Source organism: Streptomyces sp. NPDC002790, from assembly GCF_040295505.1.
GTDB lineage: Bacteria > Actinomycetota > Actinomycetes > Streptomycetales > Streptomycetaceae > Streptomyces.
This window is the reverse complement of record NZ_JBEOVM010000007.1, coordinates 90,990-108,664: the sequence shown is the minus strand read 5'-3', so window position 1 is coordinate 108,664 and position 17,675 is coordinate 90,990. Positions and strand designations below refer to the sequence as shown.

At 70.8% G+C, this 17,675-nt stretch carries 20 protein-coding genes; 13 read left to right on the top strand and 7 right to left on the bottom strand.

Translation table 11 applies throughout. The annotated features are described in order from the left end of the window. Positions 1-32: 32 nt before the first annotated feature. Positions 33-779 carry an IclR family transcriptional regulator gene (locus ABT004_RS06665; RefSeq protein ID WP_351331929.1) on the bottom strand — a complete coding sequence of 249 codons (747 nt, stop codon included), beginning with the start codon at positions 777-779 and terminating at the stop codon, positions 33-35. A gap of 179 nt (positions 780-958) precedes the next feature. On the opposite strand from ABT004_RS06665, the gene ABT004_RS06660 reads away from it, so the two are divergent. From ABT004_RS06660 to ABT004_RS06615, 10 genes are all read left to right on the top strand, one after another. Then, positions 959-2,119 (top strand): amidohydrolase/deacetylase family metallohydrolase, encoded by a 1,161-nt coding sequence (locus ABT004_RS06660; protein ID WP_351331927.1) that lies wholly within the window; start codon positions 959-961, stop codon positions 2,117-2,119. A gap of 45 nt (positions 2,120-2,164) precedes the next feature. Then, entirely contained in the window at positions 2,165-2,560 is a 396-nt protein-coding gene (locus ABT004_RS06655) for a hypothetical protein (protein ID WP_351331926.1), read from the top strand. A 23-nt stretch (positions 2,561-2,583) separates the two neighbouring features. Next, positions 2,584-2,952, top strand: a complete 369-nt coding sequence (locus ABT004_RS06650; protein ID WP_351331924.1) for an SFCGS family glycine-rich protein — start codon at positions 2,584-2,586, stop codon at positions 2,950-2,952. Beyond that, the gene (locus ABT004_RS06645) at positions 2,949-3,284 is read left to right on the top strand and encodes a DUF4312 family protein (protein ID WP_351331922.1); all 336 of its coding nucleotides are present in this window, start codon (positions 2,949-2,951) and stop codon (positions 3,282-3,284) included. The genes ABT004_RS06650 and ABT004_RS06645 overlap by 4 nt, the downstream gene beginning before the upstream one ends. Before the next feature lie 4 nt (positions 3,285-3,288). Further along, positions 3,289-4,077, top strand: a complete 789-nt coding sequence (locus tag ABT004_RS06640; protein WP_351331920.1) for a DUF4311 domain-containing protein — start codon at positions 3,289-3,291, stop codon at positions 4,075-4,077. Positions 4,078-4,090: 13 nt separating this feature from the next. Continuing rightward, entirely contained in the window at positions 4,091-4,843 is a 753-nt protein-coding gene (locus ABT004_RS06635) for a DUF4310 family protein (protein WP_351331918.1), read from the top strand. 25 nt (positions 4,844-4,868) lie between these two features. Beyond that, positions 4,869-5,972 (top strand): DgaE family pyridoxal phosphate-dependent ammonia lyase, encoded by a 1,104-nt coding sequence (locus ABT004_RS06630; RefSeq protein WP_351331917.1) that lies wholly within the window; start codon positions 4,869-4,871, stop codon positions 5,970-5,972. After that, a complete protein-coding gene (locus ABT004_RS06625) occupies positions 5,969-6,232 on the top strand; it encodes an HPr family phosphocarrier protein (RefSeq protein WP_351331915.1) in 264 nt (87 codons plus the stop codon). The genes ABT004_RS06630 and ABT004_RS06625 overlap by 4 nt, the downstream gene beginning before the upstream one ends. Beyond that, complete coding sequence (locus ABT004_RS06620; protein ID WP_351331913.1) at positions 6,229-6,855, top strand: bifunctional 4-hydroxy-2-oxoglutarate aldolase/2-dehydro-3-deoxy-phosphogluconate aldolase; 627 nt, start codon at positions 6,229-6,231, stop codon at positions 6,853-6,855. Before ABT004_RS06625 ends, ABT004_RS06620 begins: the two co-directional genes overlap by 4 nt. 74 nt (positions 6,856-6,929) lie before the next feature. Beyond that, complete coding sequence (locus tag ABT004_RS06615; protein ID WP_351331911.1) at positions 6,930-8,291, top strand: FG-GAP repeat domain-containing protein; 1,362 nt, start codon at positions 6,930-6,932, stop codon at positions 8,289-8,291. Here ABT004_RS06615 and ABT004_RS06610 read toward each other — a convergent pair. Further along, entirely contained in the window at positions 8,288-8,704 is a 417-nt protein-coding gene (locus ABT004_RS06610; protein ID WP_351331909.1) for a 5-carboxymethyl-2-hydroxymuconate delta isomerase, read from the bottom strand. The two genes, ABT004_RS06615 and ABT004_RS06610, sit on opposite strands and share 4 nt — an antisense overlap. A gap of 147 nt (positions 8,705-8,851) precedes the next feature. Beyond that, positions 8,852-10,216, bottom strand: coding sequence for an FAD-dependent oxidoreductase (locus ABT004_RS06605; RefSeq protein WP_351331908.1), 1,365 nt, complete (start codon positions 10,214-10,216; stop codon positions 8,852-8,854). 249 nt (positions 10,217-10,465) lie between these two features. Here ABT004_RS06605 and msrA point away from each other — a divergent pair, with 249 nt between their 5' ends. The 3 genes from msrA (at position 10,466) to ABT004_RS06590 (ending at position 13,062) form a co-directional block, all read left to right on the top strand. Continuing rightward, entirely contained in the window at positions 10,466-10,975 is a 510-nt protein-coding gene (msrA, locus tag ABT004_RS06600; protein ID WP_351331906.1) for a peptide-methionine (S)-S-oxide reductase MsrA, read from the top strand. 106 nt (positions 10,976-11,081) lie between these two features. Further along, entirely contained in the window at positions 11,082-12,809 is a 1,728-nt protein-coding gene (locus ABT004_RS06595; RefSeq protein ID WP_351331904.1) for an MFS transporter, read from the top strand. A 70-nt stretch (positions 12,810-12,879) separates the two neighbouring features. Continuing rightward, positions 12,880-13,062, top strand: coding sequence for a hypothetical protein (locus ABT004_RS06590; protein WP_351331902.1), 183 nt, complete (start codon positions 12,880-12,882; stop codon positions 13,060-13,062). 3 nt (positions 13,063-13,065) lie between these two features. On the opposite strand, the gene ABT004_RS06585 is transcribed toward ABT004_RS06590, so the two are convergent. The 4 genes from ABT004_RS06585 to ABT004_RS06570 all read right to left on the bottom strand — a co-directional run bounded on the left by ABT004_RS06585 (position 13,066) and on the right by ABT004_RS06570 (position 17,618). Then, the gene (locus tag ABT004_RS06585; RefSeq protein ID WP_351331901.1) at positions 13,066-14,241 is read right to left on the bottom strand and encodes a MalY/PatB family protein; all 1,176 of its coding nucleotides are present in this window, start codon (positions 14,239-14,241) and stop codon (positions 13,066-13,068) included. A gap of 3 nt (positions 14,242-14,244) precedes the next feature. Then, on the bottom strand, positions 14,245-15,837 hold the full coding sequence (malX, locus tag ABT004_RS06580) for a maltose/glucose-specific PTS transporter subunit IIBC (RefSeq protein WP_351331899.1): 1,593 nt from the start codon (positions 15,835-15,837) through the stop codon (positions 14,245-14,247). A 172-nt stretch (positions 15,838-16,009) separates the two neighbouring features. Beyond that, positions 16,010-16,621 carry a cysteine hydrolase family protein gene (locus ABT004_RS06575; RefSeq protein WP_351331897.1) on the bottom strand — a complete coding sequence of 204 codons (612 nt, stop codon included), beginning with the start codon at positions 16,619-16,621 and terminating at the stop codon, positions 16,010-16,012. Between the two features lie 7 nt (positions 16,622-16,628). Beyond that, positions 16,629-17,618 (bottom strand): LLM class F420-dependent oxidoreductase, encoded by a 990-nt coding sequence (locus ABT004_RS06570; protein ID WP_351331896.1) that lies wholly within the window; start codon positions 17,616-17,618, stop codon positions 16,629-16,631. Between the last annotated feature and the right edge of the window lie 57 nt (positions 17,619-17,675).

Here is a 17,675-nt window from a genome sequence, read left to right as displayed (position 1 = left end):
CACACCTGGTGTGCAGGGGCCCTGGTGTGTCGTCACAAGCGGCGGGATACGTCCTGTGCCGCCTGCCCCACCGCCGCGGCGAACCCGGCCAGTTGCTCCTCGGTGACGAGGAAGGTGAGCGAGGAGACCGAGATGGCGGCGACCGGTGTGCCGTCCGCGTCGAGGACCGGGGCCGCGATCGAGCAGATCGACGCGTCCGCCTCCTCGTAGTCGGTGGCGTACCCGGCGTCGCGGATCGCGGCCAACTCGTCGATGAGCGCTGCCCGGTCGGTGTGCGTGTGAGGGGTGCGGGCGGGCAGTCCGGTGCGGTCGAGGACGGCGGCGGCCTCCCCGGTCGGCAGATGGGCCAGCAGCGCCTTGCCCGCGGCCGTCGCGTGCAGCGGTAGCGGGGCGCCGACGTCGGTGGCGATGCGGTAGGCGTGCCCCGGGTCGACCTTGTGTGTGTACGTGGCATGGTCCCCGCTCGGCACCGCCAGGTGCACGGCCTGTCCGAGCCGCTGCTGCAGCGCGCGCAGCACGGCGTCGATGCCGACCGCGTCGTCGGCCAGCACCTGCGCGGCCATCGCGCGCAGTTGGTTGCCGCAGCCGTAGCGTCCCTCGCCGTCGGCGGCCGCGTACCCCTCCTCGACGAGTGTCGCGAGGACCCGGTGCGTGCTGGCCTTGGAGACGCCGGAGCGCTCCGCGATGTCGCCGAGCCGGTGCGGTCCGTCCGCACGCGCCACGGCGTGCAGTACTCGAAGCGCCTTGACGACGGAATTCGCGGGCTTGCTCGGTTCCATTGACCCTCCGAGGAGACGCGGGCTATGTTTCCACTCGATCCGCAGAGCGGAATGCCATTCTACTCCACGGAACGAACTCGGGTCCTCAACTCGTGCGCCCAGCAGCCGTATGCGCTGCCGCGCTCCGGCTGTGCCCGTCGTCGTACGCACCACTTTCATGCCGGGAAAGGTCGCCGTCCATGGCTGTGCACGCAGCTCCTTCCGAAGATCCGCAACGATTCGATCTCGTCGTCTCCGGTGGCCTGTTGGCCGACCCCCTGGGCCCGGAGCCCTACGCCGGTGACCTCGCCGTGCGGGGCGGCCGGATCATCGCGACCGGGGACCCCGGCACGCTGGACGGCGCGGAGCGCGTGGATGCCACGGGCCTGCTCGTGGCACCCGGCCTCATCGACCTCCACTCACACGTCTATGCGCCCCGCACCTCGCTCGGTGTGCCCGCGGACACCGTCGGCGTCGAACAGGGCGTCACCACCGTCGTGGACGCGGGCAGTTGCGGCAGCGACCACTGGGACGACTTCGCGGGCAACGTTGTCAGCGCCGCCGCGACCCGCGTCCTGAGCTGGCTCAACATCTCCCGGCACGGCCTCGTCCACGGCCGCACCGAACTGGCGGGCGGCCCCGGTGACATCGACGAGGCGGCCACCGAGAAGCTGTTGCGCGAGCACCCCGACCGGGTGCGCGGCATCAAGGTGCGGATGAGCTCCTCGGTCCTCGGCGACAGCGGCCTCGCACCCCTGCAGGCCGCCAAGCGGGTCGCCGCGCGGGTGGGCCGGCCGGTGATGGTGCACGTCGGCAACGAGCCGCCGCGCCTCGCCGACGTACTGGACCTGCTCGGCGAGGGCGACGTCGTCACGCACGCCTTCCACGGCAAGCCCGGCGGCCTCTTCGGCAGCGAGGGCGCCGCGCGCCGGGCGGTGGCGCGCGGCGTGCGGCTCGATGTCGGTCACGGCAGCGCGAGCCTCAGCTTCGCCACCGCGGAACGGGCCCTCGCCGCCGGCTTCACCCCGCACACCATCAGCACCGACGTGCACGTGGGCAATGCCGAGGGGCCGGTCCACTCGCTCGTCACCACGCTCAACAAGCTGCTCGCGCTCGGCCTCACGCCGCACCAGGTGATCCGCTGCGCGACACTGCACCCCGCCCAAGTCCTCCGCTTGGACGGTGAGTTGGGCACCCTGCGCGTCGGGGGAGCCGCCGACCTGACGCTGCTGCGGCTCGCCGAGGGCGCCACCGTACTGACCGACGCCGACGGCGACACACGTACCACCACCACCCACCTGAAGGCGGTCGCGACGGTGCGCGCCGGACGTCTGCACACCCTCGGGACCGCACCCGGCTGAGTCCCACCCACCGACCGCTCCACCGAACCACCGAGAGGCCCGTGAATGAGCACGCCCCTGATCGAACGGCTCGCGACGGCCGTCCAGGACACCTCGCAGCCCGTCACCGAAGAGGACCGGGTGGACCTCGCGGAGTTCCTGCCGCTGGCACGGGCCCACGCACAGGTCGCCGGGGTCGACTTCGACGAGACACGGGTGCTCGCCCTCGCCGTGCACGCGCTCGCCTTCGTCCGCCGGGTGCGCACGGGCGAACACCTCGACCCGCTCGACCCGGAACTGGCCTCCGAACTCGGCGCGGACCGCATGGCGGCCGCCCGCACCCTCATCGACACCTACTGCGCCCCGCGCGAATTCCTCGCGGGGGACACCGAAGTCCTGCTGCTCGCCCTGCACTTCGAGGCGGCGGCACAGCTCCAGCACCAGTCCACCCCTCAGGCCTGACCCACACACCAGGGAGCACCGCCATGACAGTCAAGATCGTGATCGGACACCGGCTCGGCAAGGGCCAGGCCGTCGCCGACGGCATCCGCGCGGCGGGCGGCGAGCCCGTCCTCATCCCGGGCCCCGGCGCCGACATGAAGGTCGGCGACGTGATGGACGCCGAGGGCGCCGCGCTCGGCATCTCCTTCTGCGGCAGCGGAGGCGCCGGAGCGGTGACCGCCAAGGCCAAGTACGGCCACGACATCGAGTTCGGCATGCGCTCGGCGCAGGCCGGGGTGACCGCCGTCGAACAGGGCCGCACCGTCCTCGGCTTCGGCTTCCTCGACAGCGAGGAACTGGGCTTCAAGGTCACCGAGGCGCTGATCAAGAAGCTGGGGAAGGACGCCTCGTGAAGCAGACCCGCCACACCCTGCGGCTCACCGGCTCCGGCCCCACCAGGGACAAGGCGTTCGCCACCGCCATCGGGCAGGTGCAGTCGTCGGTCGACAAGGTGACCGACGGCGTGTGCTTCCGCGTCGAACCCCTCGAACTCGAGGTCGTCTCGGCCGTGGAACACCGCTGGACGGAACGCTTCCTCGGGCTCCTCTTCCCCCGCACCCGGCAGCGCTACGAACTCACCCTGCGCGTCGAGGTGCAGGTGGCCTCCCTCGACCTGGAAACCGTCGACTTCACGGTGCGCGAGGAGCGGCTCTCGCCGGTCCAGCACGCCCTGCACATGAGGTGACCCGATGAACGAGACCCTCACCGTCCTGCTCGAGTCCCTCGTCATCGGCGGACTCATCGGCTTCGGTGCCTCCGCGGGCGTGGCCCGCATGTTCCACGCGCCGAAGGTCCAGGGCATGGGCGCCTTCCGCACCCTCGGCGAGCTGAACGCGTGTCAGAACGACCCGGTCGCCCACTTCTCGTTCGGTCTCGGCTTCCTCTTCAACGCCTGGTCGAGCGCGGTCGGCACCGGCGCGCTCACCTCCGACGTGGACCACCGCATCGTGCCGCACTGGACCGCTTCGGTCGCGATGATCAAGAACCGGAAGCTGGCCGAGACGCTGCACAACCCCCGGCGGATGGCGCTCACCGGCACCGTCGTCGGCATGCTCCTGGTCGCCCTCCTCAACACCACGGCCGCCTCGATCCCGCACTCCCTGCAGGATGTCGCGGCCAAGGTGCTCGGGCCCGCGTCGGAGTGGCTCATCAACCCCGTGATGCCGATCATCTTCTGGATGGCCGCCGTCGACGCGGGCCGGCGGGCCGGCGCCTGGGGCACCGTCCTCGGCGGTCTCGGCCACCTCGTGATGGGCAACGCCGTGCCCGGCATCGTGCTCGGCATCGTCATCGGCAAGGGCGTCGACGACCTGGGCTGGACGAAGGTCACCAAGTCCCTCGCGGCCGTGGTGCTCACCCTCTTCGCGGCCAGCACCTTCCTGCGCGGGGCCGACCTCACCCTGCTCCAGCAGCTGAACGTCGACATCCCGCACTGGCTCACGCACTTCCACGACGTGACCGGCACCAAGCCCGAGTGAGGCAGGCAGCGACATGACCGACACATCAACCTCCGCCACGGGCGGCATACCGGCGCAGTCCGGCTCCGGCTCCGGTTCCGGCGAGCAGCCGGCCAAGGGCGGCTTCCTGACCAAGGTGCCGGGCGAGGGCAGCTTCTGGCTCTCCGAATGGGCCTTCCCCGTCTTCGTGGCCTGCCTGGCCGCGGGCATCTTCACCGGCACCCAGCTCTACTACACGTACGGGACCGGCGTGTTCAGCGACGTCGCGGTCGCCTCCATGCTCAAGGCCGGTATGGAGAACGGCAGTTACGGCGCCGCGGCCGCCTTCGGCGCGGGCTTCCTGTTCGCTCGCGTCATCGAGGGGCCCATGGTCGGCATCCTCGACATCGGCGGCTCCCTCCAGACCGGCGTCGGCATCGGCATCCCCGCCATGCTGCTCGGCGCAGGGTTCACCGCCCCGCTGGAGCACTTCTGGCTCGCGATCCCGGTGGGCGCTGCCCTCGGCGGTCTGATCGGCGTCGCGATCCTCGCGATCCGGCGTGCCACCGTGAACTCCACGGGTGGCACCTCCACGTTCGGCGCCGACGTGATGATGGGCGCGGGCAACTCCGCAGGTCGCTATCTGGGCCCGCTCGTCATCATCTCCGCCGCCACCGCCTCGCTGCCCGTCGGCATCGGCTCCACCGTCGGCGCCGCGCTCTTCTACAAGTGGCAGAAGCCGCTGACCGGCGGAGCCATCATCGGCGCGATGATCGCGGGCCTCTTCTTCCCGATCCCCGGCAAGTGACCGCCCCCAGGCCTTAGGACGTACCGTGCACACTCTCCACCACGACCTCGGCACACCGCCTGCCATCAACGCCAGCGGGAAGATGACGGCTCTCGGCGGCAGTGTCCTCAGCGACGGTGTCATCGCCGCGATGGGCGATGCCGCCCGCCACCACGTCGTCATGGACGACCTGATGGCCGCCGTCGGCCGCGAGATCGGCCGCGCCACCGGCACCGAGGACGGCTGCCCCACCACGGGAGCCGCCTCCGGCATCGCCATCGCGGTCGCCGCCGTCATCGCGGGCACCGACCTGTCCCGCATCGAGGCCCTGCCCGACGCGGGCGACGCCCCCTGCGAGGTGATCCTGCCGCGCGGCCACTCCGTCCACTTCGGCGCGCCCGTACGGCAGATGGTCGCGCTCGGCGGCGGCCTTGCCGTCGAGGTCGGCTCCGCGAACAAGGTGACCGCCGACCACCTGGCCGGCGCGATCGGACCGCGCACCGCGGCCCTGCTGTACGTCCAGTCCCACCACGCCGTGCAGAAGGGCATGGTCTCCCTCGCGCAGACCATCGAGGTGGCCCGCGCCCACGACGTCCCGGTCATCGTCGACGCCGCGGCAGAGGGCGAACTGCGCCACTGGCCCGCCACCGGCGCCGACTTGGTGATCTACAGCGGCGGCAAGGCCGTCGGCGGACCCACCTCCGGGATGATCTGCGGCAGCGCCGCGCACATGGCGGCGTGCCGGGCCCAGTACGGCGGCATCGCCCGCCCGATGAAGGTCGGCAAGGAGACCCTCTTCGGCCTCGTCCAGGCCCTGCGCGAGTACGGCAGCGCCCAGGCCGGCGGGCACCGGCCGCGCATGGAGAAGCTCGCCGCGCGCCTCGCGGACCTGCCGGGCCTCACCACCCGGGTCGTCAGCGACGAGGCGGGACGCGACATCCACCGCACCGAACTCACCGTGGACCCCGACACGGCGGGCCGTGACGCGGCCACCCTCGCCGCCGAACTCGCCGCGACCGGCGTGTATCTGAGGGACCATCACGCCGTCACGGGGCGTCTCGCCATCGACCCGCGCCCCATGAACCCCGACGAAGAGGAACAGCTGGTGAACCGGCTGACCGCACTGCTGGACGGAGAGAACAACCGATGACCGTCGTCGAACGCCGCCTGGTGGTCACCGAGGAGGCCGGCCTGCACGCCCGCCCCGCGACCGCCTTCGCCCAAATAGCCGCCCGCGCCTCCTGCGATGTCACCGTCGCGCGGGAGGACGGCCACGAGGTCCCCGCCCGCAGCGTCCTGTCGCTGATGACACTCAGCGTCCGCTGCGGCGACGCCATCGTGCTGCGCGCCCGCGGGGCCGACGCGGAGTCGACCCTGGACGCCCTCGCCGAGATCGCGGCCCCGGCATGACCACAGCCCGCACCCCACCGGAGTCCACCATGCACGCCGAAGTCATCGACGCCCTGCGCGCCGCCCGCGTCACCCCGACCGTGCGCGAGGCCGACGCGGACACCGCCGACACGGTGGCTCGCACCCTCGTCGAATGCGGCCTCACCGCCTTCGAGTTCACCGCCACCACACCCGGCTGGGAGGACCTGGTCGCGGCCTGGGCGAAGGAGTTCCCCGAGGTGACACTCGGCCTCGGCACCGTCACCTCGCCCGACATCGCCGAACGTGCGCTCGCGGCCGGTGCGCACTTCCTGGTGAGTCCGTTCCAGGTGCCCGAGGTACGTCCCATCGCCGATGACGCGGGCCGGCTCCTGGTCGAGGGCGGCCTCACCCCGAGCGAGCTGCGCGTCGCGGCGGACCGGGGTGTCGCCAAACTGTTCCCCGCCCACGCCGGAGGCATCGCCTACCTGAAGTCGGTGCTCTCCGTACTGCCCGGTGCCCGGATCATGGCGACGGGCGGTGTGAGCGTGGACGACGCCGACACATGGCTCGCCGCGGGCGCCTTCTCGGTGAGTATCGGCAGCGACCTCACACGCGGCGACGTGGCGGCCAACGTGGCCCGGCTGAAGCAGCGCGTCGGCTGACGGCAGGTCAGGCACACGTAACGGAGCGATCTCGGCGCTGGAGTCCGGGCGGGCGGATGCGTTGTAGTGGGCCCATGACATCCGAGCCGACAGCGCAGGCACGCGGCGGTGCGGGGTGGCGACGGGGCATGGGTCTCCTCGCCACCCTGGTGCTCCTTGGTACCGCCACGGGCGCCCGTCACCACGAGGGCTACCCGCCGGTCCTGGACAGCGCCTGCGCGGCGTCGGCGGCAACCGCGAAGAGGTCGGGCACACCCGCCCCCGACCTCGACGGCGACGGCCGCCCGGACCTGGCGCTCGGTGTCCCGGCGAGCAACGGCGACGTCTACGAGACCGGCCGGATCGCCCTGTTGCACGGTGCGCGGGCCGACGAGCGCACGGTGTTCACGCCCACCGACTTCGACCTGCCCGAGCACGACTACATGACCGACGAGGAGACCGGCCCGCTCCTCGCCGACCTCGACGGCGACGGCCGCCTCGACCTCGTGGCGGGCGGCACCGCCCATGTGCAGTGGGGCGGCCCCCAGGGCCCGGACCCCGGGCGCAAGGCCACGCGCATCGTGATGCCGCACGACGATCAGCCCGTGGAGATCAGCAAGGGCCACTACGACTACCTGGAACCGCCGGTGGCCGGCGACTTCGACGGCGACGGCCGGGTCGACCTGGCCGCCTACCGCACCGTCCGGGGCGGGTATCACCTCGTGGTGCTGAACGGCCCATTCACACGGACCGGCAAACCCGCGCGGATCACCGAACGCGCCGACCCCTACAGCGAATCGGCGGGCACCGTCGTCGGCGTTCGGCTGCTCGCCGCGGAGATGACCGGTGACCGGGCCACCGATCTGTTGTTGTACGAACCCGGAGAGCCGAAGACGCCGCGCCTGCTGAGCGGGGGAGCCGACACCGCGAGCGGCCTTGCCACGCGGCCTGTGTCGCTGCCGACGGGCGAGAACGTCGCTGTCGGCGACTTCGACGGCGATGGCAGGCCCGATATCGCGCTCGGGAACAGTGGCGTCCCGTTGGACGACGAGTTCGCACCACGCGACCGCAAGGGCAAGGTGACGATCCGTTACGGCAAGGCGCCCGAGTCCCCGGTCATCATCGACGGGGGTGTCCCGAAGGGCGGGTTCGGCATCGGCCTGATGGCCGCGGACGTCAACGGCGACGGCTGCGACGACCTCGCGGTCCGCAGCGACGCCGACCGGGTGGGCGGGCACGACCGGGTCGACATCCTGCGCGGCGGCTCCTCGCCGGGCCTCGGCTCGCGGCCGTGGCACGGGCCGCAGTCGGGCAACCTCGTGGCGGCGGCCGACGTCGACGGTGACGGCCGCGACGAACTCGTCCTCGGCTCGGGCCACACCTGGCGGTTGGTCGACGGCTCCGGGAAACGGCTGGAGTCGTTCGACGTCCGCAAGGTGGCGCGCCCGCAGAGCTAAGCGGCCGGTGTGCACCCGTTGCGCTCGTGGCGGGCGCCCGTCGTGGCGCTGAACTCGCGGCGGGTCGGATAGAGGCTGTACGCCGCGAGGGGGCGCACCTCGACCGAGCACACCACGTCGTCACCGGCTCCCGCGCCCACGTGCTCCAGGAGCAGCGCCAGGATCCGCTGCGACAGGCGTGTCATGGTCCGCTCGCTGCGCCCCGGGAGCAGCGCCACCTCCACGTGCACGACCGGCACGTCGTCGTGTTCGCTGCCGACGACGTAGGTCTCCGTGGCAGCGCGGAAGAACGTCTTGCAGGTGCCGCGCGAGCCGGAGCCCTCCACGACCAGGGCGTGCAGCGCCGTGGCGAGGGCGGCCCGGTCGAGGGTGTCGGTGAGTCGGGGCGAGTAGTCGACGGTGATCTGAGGCACGGCGCCTCCAGGGCGGGCACAACGGGTGGCAGGTGATTGGGTTTTACATCTACCTGTCGGCCACTTTATCCCGTCGTCCAACGCACACCGAACACGCGGGTACGTGTGAGGGCCCGGCCGATCCCGGCCGGGCCCTCACACGTCATGTCACGCCTCGCTGGCGTCCAGCATCTCCGCGCGCTCCACGAGCTTCACGCGCTCGCGGCCCTGCGGCTCGCCGAGCGCCCTCTCGGCGGCGTCCAGCTTGTACCAGCCGTCCCAGGTCGTGAACCGGATGCCGCGCTCGCCGAGGAACTCCTCGACGGACTCCGGGGTGGGCGAGACCGGCGTCTGCAGGCGGCCCTCCGCGTGGTCGGCGAGCAGGTTCGCGACCGCCTCGTTGGCGTCGCCCTTGGTGTGCCCGATGAGGCCGACGGGGCCGCGCCGGATCCAGCCGGTCACGTACGTCGACTGAAGGTGCTCACCGCTCTCCTGGATGACCCGGCCGCCCTCGTCCGGGACGGTGCCGGACTTGATGTCCCAGGGCAGCTTGGGGAGTTCGTCGGAGAGGTAGCCCACCGCGCGGTAGACGGCGCCGAGGTCCCAGTCGGTGAACTTGCCGGTGCCCTTGACGTTGCCCGTGCCGTCCAGCTCGGTGCGCTCGGTGCGCAGGCCCACGACGCGGCCGTCCTCGCCGAGGATCTCGGTCGGCGACTCGAAGAAGTGCAGGAACAGCTTGTGGGGGCGGTTCCCCTCGTCGCGGATCGCCCAGTTCTCCAGGGTCTTGGCGACCATGTCGGTCTGCTTCTCGCTGCGGCGGGCGGCGATCGAGCCCTCGTCGTAGTCGATGTCCTCGGGGTTGACGATGACCTCGATGGACGGGGAGTGGTCGAGCTCGCGCAGCTCCATGGGGCTGAACTTGGCCTGCGCGGGGCCACGACGGCCGAAGACGTGGACCTCCAGGGCCTTGTTCGCCTTCAGGCCCTCGTGCACGTTGGCCGGGATCTCGGTCGGCAGTAGCTCCTCCGCCGTCTTCGCGAGCACGCGCGCGACGTCGAGTGCGACGTTGCCGACGCCGAGGACCGCGACCTTCTCGGCCTCCAGCGGCCAGGTGCGCGGGACGTCGGGGTGGCCGTCGTACCAGGACACGAAGTCCGCGGCACCGTAGGAGCCCTCGAGCTCGATGCCCGGGATGTCGAGCGCCCGGTCCGCCGTCGCGCCGGTGGAGAAGACGATCGCGTCGTAGAAGGCACGCAGGTCGTCGAGGTCGATGTCGCGCGGGTAGTCGACGTTGCCGAACAGCCGGATCTGCGGCTTGTCGAGCACCTGGTGCAGGGCCTTCACGATGCCCTTGATGCGCGGGTGGTCCGGCGCGACGCCGTAGCGGATCAGACCGAACGGGGCCGGCATGCGCTCGAAGAGGTCGATGGACACCCCCGGCTCGGAGGCCGCTTCGGACTTGAGCAGGGCGTCGGCGGCGTAGATGCCGGCGGGGCCGGCTCCGACGATGGCGACCCTCAGGGGGCGAGGCATGGTTCAAGTTCCCTTCGAGTGGTTCCCGTGGGCCGTACGCGCTGGTCGGGCCACGAGTGCTTGAAGGGAAGCCTAAAGTAAGGCAAGCCTTAGAAAGTAGGCGGGTCCGGTCTATGGACTCATAAGGCCACCTTATGGGGGCCGATAGCTTCGCTTTAGGGGCTCGGCATAAGCTGGAAGATCTGTGGGTCGCGCGCTGTTGCACCCGTTGGATCTGTTCGTCGTGTCAGGTAGTGCAGGGAGTGGCGTATGTCGGAGGTAACCGAGAGGGCAGTGCTGGCAGGCGGCTGCTTCTGGGGGATGCAGGACCTGATCCGTGTGCGGCCCGGCGTGCTGTCGACGCGCGTGGGGTACTCCGGCGGTGACACGCCGAACGCCACGTACCGTAACCACGGCGACCACGCCGAGGCCATCGAGATCGTCTATGATCCCTCCGCGGTCACGTATCGGGACCTGCTGGAGTTCTTCTTTCAGGTCCACGACCCGACCACGAAGGACCGCCAGGGCAACGACCTGGGCCGCAGCTACCGCTCCGCGATCTACTACACGGACGACGCGCAGCGCCAGGTCGCCCTCGACACCATCGCGGACGTCGAGGCGAGCGGCCTGTGGCCCGGCAAGGTCGTCACCGAGGTCGAGCCGGTCGGCGATTTCTGGGAGGCGGAGCCGGAGCACCAGGACTATCTGGAGCGCTACCCCGAGGGGTACACCTGCCACTTCCCGCGGCCGAACTGGAAGCTGCCGAAGCGTGCTGCCTGAACGTGCGCCGTGCGGGCGTCACTCCCTGCGGGGGAGTGGCGCCCGTCGTCGTCTTCTCGCCCGCAGGCATCTTGTTTCCGTGTACACGTAAATACATGATGGCTGCATGCATAAGCGGGAGTCGAAGACCACGAGCCCCTTCAAGCAGCCCAAGGCCGTCTGGGCCGTCGCGTTCGCCTGTGTCATCTCGTTCATGGGCATCGGTCTCGTCGACCCGATTCTGCCCGCCCTGGCCGACAGTCTGCATGCCACGCCCAGCCAGGTGTCCCTGCTGTTCAGCAGCTATCTCATCGTCACGGCGGTCGCGATGCTCGTCGTCGGCTGGTTCTCCAGCCGCTTCGGCGCCAAACGCACCCTCGTCATCGGCCTGAGCGTCATCGTCGTCTTCTCGGCGCTCGCCGGAGCCACCGGCTCCATCAACGGAATCGTCGGCTTCCGCGCCGGCTGGGGGCTCGGCAACGCGCTGTTCATCGCCACCTCCCTGGCCGTCATCGTCGCGTCGGCGAGCGGCGGGTTCGGCGGCGCGATCATCCTCTACGAGACCGCGCTCGGCCTCGGGATCGCCGTCGGACCGCTGCTGGGCGGCGAGTTGGGGGCGATCAGCTGGCGCGGGCCGTTCTTCGGCGTCGCCGTCCTCATGGCCATCGCACTCGTCGCCACCATCGTCCTGGTCCCCGATCTGCCCAAACCCAAAAAGATCACGTCGCCGCTCGCCCCGCTCAAGGCGCTGCGCCACCGCGGTCTGCTGACCATGGGCATCATGGCGCTGCTCTACAACTGGGGCTTCTTCACGATGCTCGGGTACGCGCCGTACCCCATGGAACTCGAGGCCCATGAACTCGGCCTCGTCTTCACCGGCTGGGGACTCCTCGTCGCCCTGTTCAGCGTGTACTTCGCGCCGCGCCTCCAGGCGCGCTTCGGCACCGCGGCCGTCCTGTACGCGAATCTGTTCTGCCTCGGCGTCGTGATGGCGGTCATCGCCGCCGGGGTCTCGACGCCCACCGTGGTGATCGTCGCGGTCATCGTCAGCGGCGCCTTCATCGGCATCAACAACACGCTCACCACACAGGCCGTCATGCTGGTCTCACCGGTGGAGCGGCCCGTCGCCTCGTCCGCGTACGGCTTCCTGCGGTTCATCGGCGGCGGCCTCGCGCCGTACGTCGCGGGGAAGCTGGCCGACGCCATGGACCTGAGCGTGCCGTTCTACCTGGCCGCGCTCACCTTCCTCCTCGCCATCCCGGTCCTCGCCAGCGGCCACCGGCTGCTGGGGCAGGCCGAGGCGAACCTGGGCGGAGGCGAGCCGGTCCAGCCCTCGCTCACCCCCGTGGGAGCGCTGGCCCGGAGCGCCGACCCGCGCGTCGTCGTCGCCGTCGGGGACCACGACCGGGCACCGGCCATCGTCGACGCGGCCGCGCGCCTCGCCCGGGACACCGGCAGCCCGCTGGAGGTCGTGCACGTCCGGCAGACCGCCGTGGTCGACGACCAGGCCGCCGACGCCGAGGACCTGGCCCAGGCGCGGGCCGCCGTGAAGGAACACCTCGACCGGCTCGCGGGCCAGGGCATGGCGGCCACCGGGCAGGTCCTGGACAGCGTCGGGGACCACGCCGCCGCCGGCCGCTCGCTGGCCCGGCACGCGGCGGACGCCGGCGCCCGCGTCGTGGCCGTCGGGCACTCGCCGCGCGGCCCGCTCACCCAGTTCGCCGACGGCAGCTTCACCACCGCCCTCACCCACGCCTGCGCGTGCACGGTCGTCCTCGTCGGCACCGACACGGACGCCGCGCCACGCCCGCTGACCGCGGCGGCGCTGGCCGAACTGCGCGGCGCCGGGGCCTGAACCGCGGAACGTTTGATCCGACGCGTATCGGTTAGGTACGGGATCAGTTCAAAAACGGGGAGGTACGGGGATGTTCGGTCCCGCGAGCGGACACTGGGTGCGTACACGCACCGAAGAGGACACGAAGGCCTTCATCAAGGAGAAGGAGCTCGAACGGGAGCTCGCGAGCCAGTCGGGGATGGGCACCGCGATCCTGACCGCGATCGTGGTGCTGTGCCTCCTCGGCTGGGGCGTGTACGCCCTCGTCCGCTGACCCTCAGCGTACGGCGCGTACACCGTCGATGAGGGCGCTCACCCCGCGCTCGACCTTCGAGCGCGGGCAGCCCACATTGAGCCGCACATGACCGGTCGCGCCGTACGCGGTGCCCGGCATGATCGCCACCCGCTGCCGCTCGACCAGCTCGCGCTGGAGCGCCTCCTCGTCGACACCGAGGGGGCGCAGATCGATCCAGGCGAGATAGCCGGCCTCGGGTGGCGTCCAGCCCAGCTCGGGGAACGCCTCGGCCAGGCGCTCGGCCACGTAGGACAGGTTGCCGCGCAGGTACGTGCCGAGCGCGTCCAGCCAGGCACCGCCGTCCCGGTAGGCCGCGATATGGCCGACCACGGACAGCACCGCGGGGGACGACAGGCCGTCGGCCTCCTTGAGGCGGCGCAGGTACGCGTCGCGGGAGCCGGGGTCGCCGACGATGCCGTAACTGCCGGTCAGCGCCGGGATGTTGAAGGACTTCGACGCGGACGTGACGACGGCCCATCGCGTGCCGGGGCCCGCGTGCAGCGCCCACGGCCGGTGGACGGTCGGCGGGTGCGCGAGGTCCGAGTGGATCTCGTCGCTGATGACCGCCACTCCGTGGCGGGCACACATGTCCGCCATGCGGTCGAGCTCCGCCGCCCGCCACACGTGACCGGTGGGATTGTGCGGGGAGCACAGCAGCAGCACCGAGGTGTCCGGCAGCGACAGCAGCCGCTCCAGCTCCGCCCAGTCGTCCAACGGGCAGGTGAGCAGCCGCCGTTCGTGCGCGGCCACCGTCTTGGGGAAGGCGTCGTACGTCGGTGAGTGCGCCACGACGCCGTCGCCGGGCCGCGACCACAGGCGCAGCAGCTGACCGACCTGGTAGATCACGGACGGGCCGTAGACGATCGACTCCGGGTCCACGGGGGTGTCGTGCCGGGCGGCGTACCAGTCGACGATCGCGGACAGGAAGTCCTCGTGGCGCCAGCGGGAGTAGCCGAGCACGCCGTGGTCGAGCCGGGCGCGCAGCGCCGTGAGGACCTCGGGGGCCGTCTCGAAGTCCATGTCGGAGATCGTGAACGGCAGCAGACCCGGCACGCCGAAGCGGTCCTCGACGTAGTCCCACTGCGTGCACCAGGTGCCGTGCCGGTCGACGACGGTGTCGAATTCGTAGGCGGGGGAGTCGGGGGAGGCGTGTCGCATGGTTCAGCCCACCGGGATCATGGTGGCGATGGCGTCCTTCACGGACTGCACCTGAGGGCCGATGACGACCTGCACGGTGTGCGCGTCGAGTTTCACGACGCCGACGGCGCCCAGCTTCTTCAGGCGCGGCTCGTCCACGCGCTCCGCGTCCTCGACCGTCAGCCGTAGCCGGGTGATGCAGTTGTCGAGGGACGTGATGTTGTCGGCGCCGCCGATCGCGGCGAGGATCGCCACCGCGTCGTACTTCCCGGCGATCAGCTCACGCGGCGCCCCGGACTCGTCCGCATCCTCCGCGGGCTCGTCCGCCATCTCGTCCTCGCGCCCCGGCGTCTTGAGGTCGAAGCGCACGATGGCCCAGCGGAACAGGAAGTAGTAGACGGCGAACCACACCGCGGCGATGACCGGAATCAGATACCACTTGGTGGTCGTCCCTTGCAGGACGCCGAAGACGACCCAGTCGATGACGTTGCCGTCCGTGTTGCCGATGAACACCCCGAGGACGGCGGCGGCGAGGAAGCCGAGACCGACGAGGACGGCGTGGAGCAGGTACAGCCACGGCGCGATGAACAGGAACAGGAACTCCAGCGGCTCGGTGATGCCGCCGACGACGCAGGCCACGACGCCGGACACCAGGAGCGCCTTGATCTCCGGCCGCATGTTCCTGCGGGCGCAGTGGTACATGGCGAGCGCGGCGCCCGGCAGACCGCCGAGGTAGGCCGCCATCTTGCCCTGCGAGAGGAAGTGGGTGGCGTCGGTGACGGCGGCCGTGGGCGGCTTCGAGCAGTTGAGCTGCGCGTAGAACATGTTCAGCGCGCCGGACACCTGGTCCCCGCACACCGCGCCGGAACCGCCGACGTCCGTGAAGCGGAACATGGCGACGAGAATGTGGTGCAGGCCCACCGGGCGCAGCAGCACCTCGCCCATGCCGAAGAAGAACGGCCCGAAGACACCCGCGTGACCGATCGCGCGACCCAGGTCGGTGATCCAGCCGTTGAACGTCGGCCACACCAGCGGGATGAGCAGGCCGAGCACGCTCAGCGTGAGCGCGGAGACGATCGGCACGAACCGCAGACCGCCGAAGAAGGCCAGCGCGTCGGGCATCCGCTGCGCACGGAACCGCTGGTGAAGCAGGCTGACAACGATGCCGACGGCGACCGCGCCGAGGAGTCCCGTGTCGATGGACTGGATGCCGATGACATCGGCGATGCCGTAGTGGGCGATCGCCTTCGCGTCGTCGAAGTCCACACCCTTGGCGGTGAGGTAGAAGTTCACCGCGAGGTTCATCGCGGCGTAGCCGACGAAGCCGGAGAAGGCGGCCACGCCCTTGTCCTCGCGGGCCAGCCCGAGGGGGATCGCCATCGCGAACATCACGGGCAGGAACGTGAAGGCGACCTGGCCGGTGTTGGCCATCCACGTGAAGACCAGGTGGAAGCCCTGGCCCTGGAGGAAGGTCAGGTTGTTGGTGACGGCTTCGCTGGAGAGCGAGGAGCCGATGCCCAGCATGATGCCGCAGAACGCGAGCAGCGCCACGGGGAGCATGAACGTCTTGCCGAGGCTCTGGAGGAACTCCCAGAGCGCGGCCTTGGTCTTCTGCATGGGGGGTGTGTCGACTTTCGGGCCTGGACGGGAGGCTGGCACAAGCCGGCCACCTGGTCACAAGCCGACCGGGACGGTCGGTCACCTGCCGCGTACAGGCATCGCCCGTCGAGCGGCGTCGAGGGTGTCCGGTCCGCCGAGACGGATGAGATCACAGCAGCTCGCGCCGTGTCTATGGCCGACCTGTCCCTGGCCGATCCCGCCCGCCCTCAGGCCTGGCCCCGAACGTCACCTCCGAGGCCGCCGCGATGCGGGCGCCCATGTTGCGCCGCATCATCTCCAGCGCGGCGTCCGCGAGCTCCGGATGGATGGCGGCCACCGCGTCGTGCGGCACCGTGGTCCGCAGATGACGGATGTGCGCGTCGAGCGCGGAGTAGAGCACACACTGCTCGGTGACCTGGCCGCACAGCACGATGTGTCCGACGCCCAGTTCCCACAGCAGATACGTGAGCGGGGTCTCGTAGAAGATCGAGTGGCGGGCCTTGACGACGAAGAGGGAGTCCTCGTCGGGCCGCACCGGCTCCACCAGGTCGGCGTGCGGCCCGGCGAGCGCCGTCTCCACCAACTCGCCGTGGTGCGAGCGCCATTCGCCGAAGTTGTCGTTGACGTAGATCACAGGAACGCCGGCCGTGCGCGCCCGGTCGAGGAGGTCCACGACGGCCGGGACGACGGCGCGGGACGCGGGCAGCAGCAGCTCCGCGTCGTCGTGGTCGTATGTGTTGATCATGTCGATCACGACGAGCGCCGAGCCCTCGGTGGGCTGTGCGCGTGTGCGCTCGGTCATCGCCCGGTCATCCGAAGGTCTCGCGCAGGGCGGGCAGCAGCTTCCTGGTGGACCACTCCTGGAAGCCGTACTGCTGGTCGCCGCCGATCTGGACCAGGGCGAGACCGGTGAACCCCGCCTCGGCGAAGGCGCGCGCGGCCTCCACGAACGTGTCCACGTCGTCGCCGCAGGGAATCGACTCGGCGACGTCGTCGGGCCGCACGAACTGGGTCGCGCCCTCGAACGAATCGGGGTGCGGCAGCTCGGAGTTGACCTTCCAGCCGCCGCCGAACCAGCGGAACTGCTCGTGCGCGCGGGCGACGGCGGCCCCGCGGTCCGGATCGTAGGAGACCGGCAGCTGTCCGATGCGCGGCTTGCCCTCGCCGCCGTGCCGGTCGAAGGCGGTGAGGAGGTCCGCCTTGGGCTCGGTGGCGATGAGCAGATCGGCGAGACGGCCCGCGAGATCACAGGACCGCTCGCCGGACACGGCGATACCGATCGGTGGGGCGGACCCGGGCAGATCCCACAGGCGGGCCGACTCGACGTCGTAGTGCTTGCCGTGGTGGGTGACATGCCCGCCATCGAAAAGGGCTCGGATGATCGTGACGGCCTCCTCCAGCATCTCGTGCCGCACGTCCACCGTCGGCCAGCCACGGCCCACCACGTGTTCGTTGAGGTTCTCCCCGGAGCCGAGCCCGAGGCGGAAGCGGCCCTCGGACAGCAGCTGCAAGGTCGCCGCCTTCTGGGCCACCACCGCCGGGTGGTAGCGGAAGGTCGGGCAGGTCACGTACGTCATCAGCGGCAGCCGCGACGTCGCCTGCGCGACGGCGCCGAGCACACTCCAGGCATACGGGGAGTGGCCCTGGGAACGCAGCCAGGGGAAGTAGTGGTCGCTGGTCACCGAGAAGTCGAAACCCGCCTCCTCGGCCCCGACCGCATGGCCCACCAGCTCGCGGGGCCCCGCCTGCTCGGTCATCAAGGTGTATCCGATGTCCATGTCCACTGCGTCCCCGATCATCAGGAGGTCTAACAGTTTCGGTGGATATGTTCGGCATTGCCGACCGCAGGGTGGAAG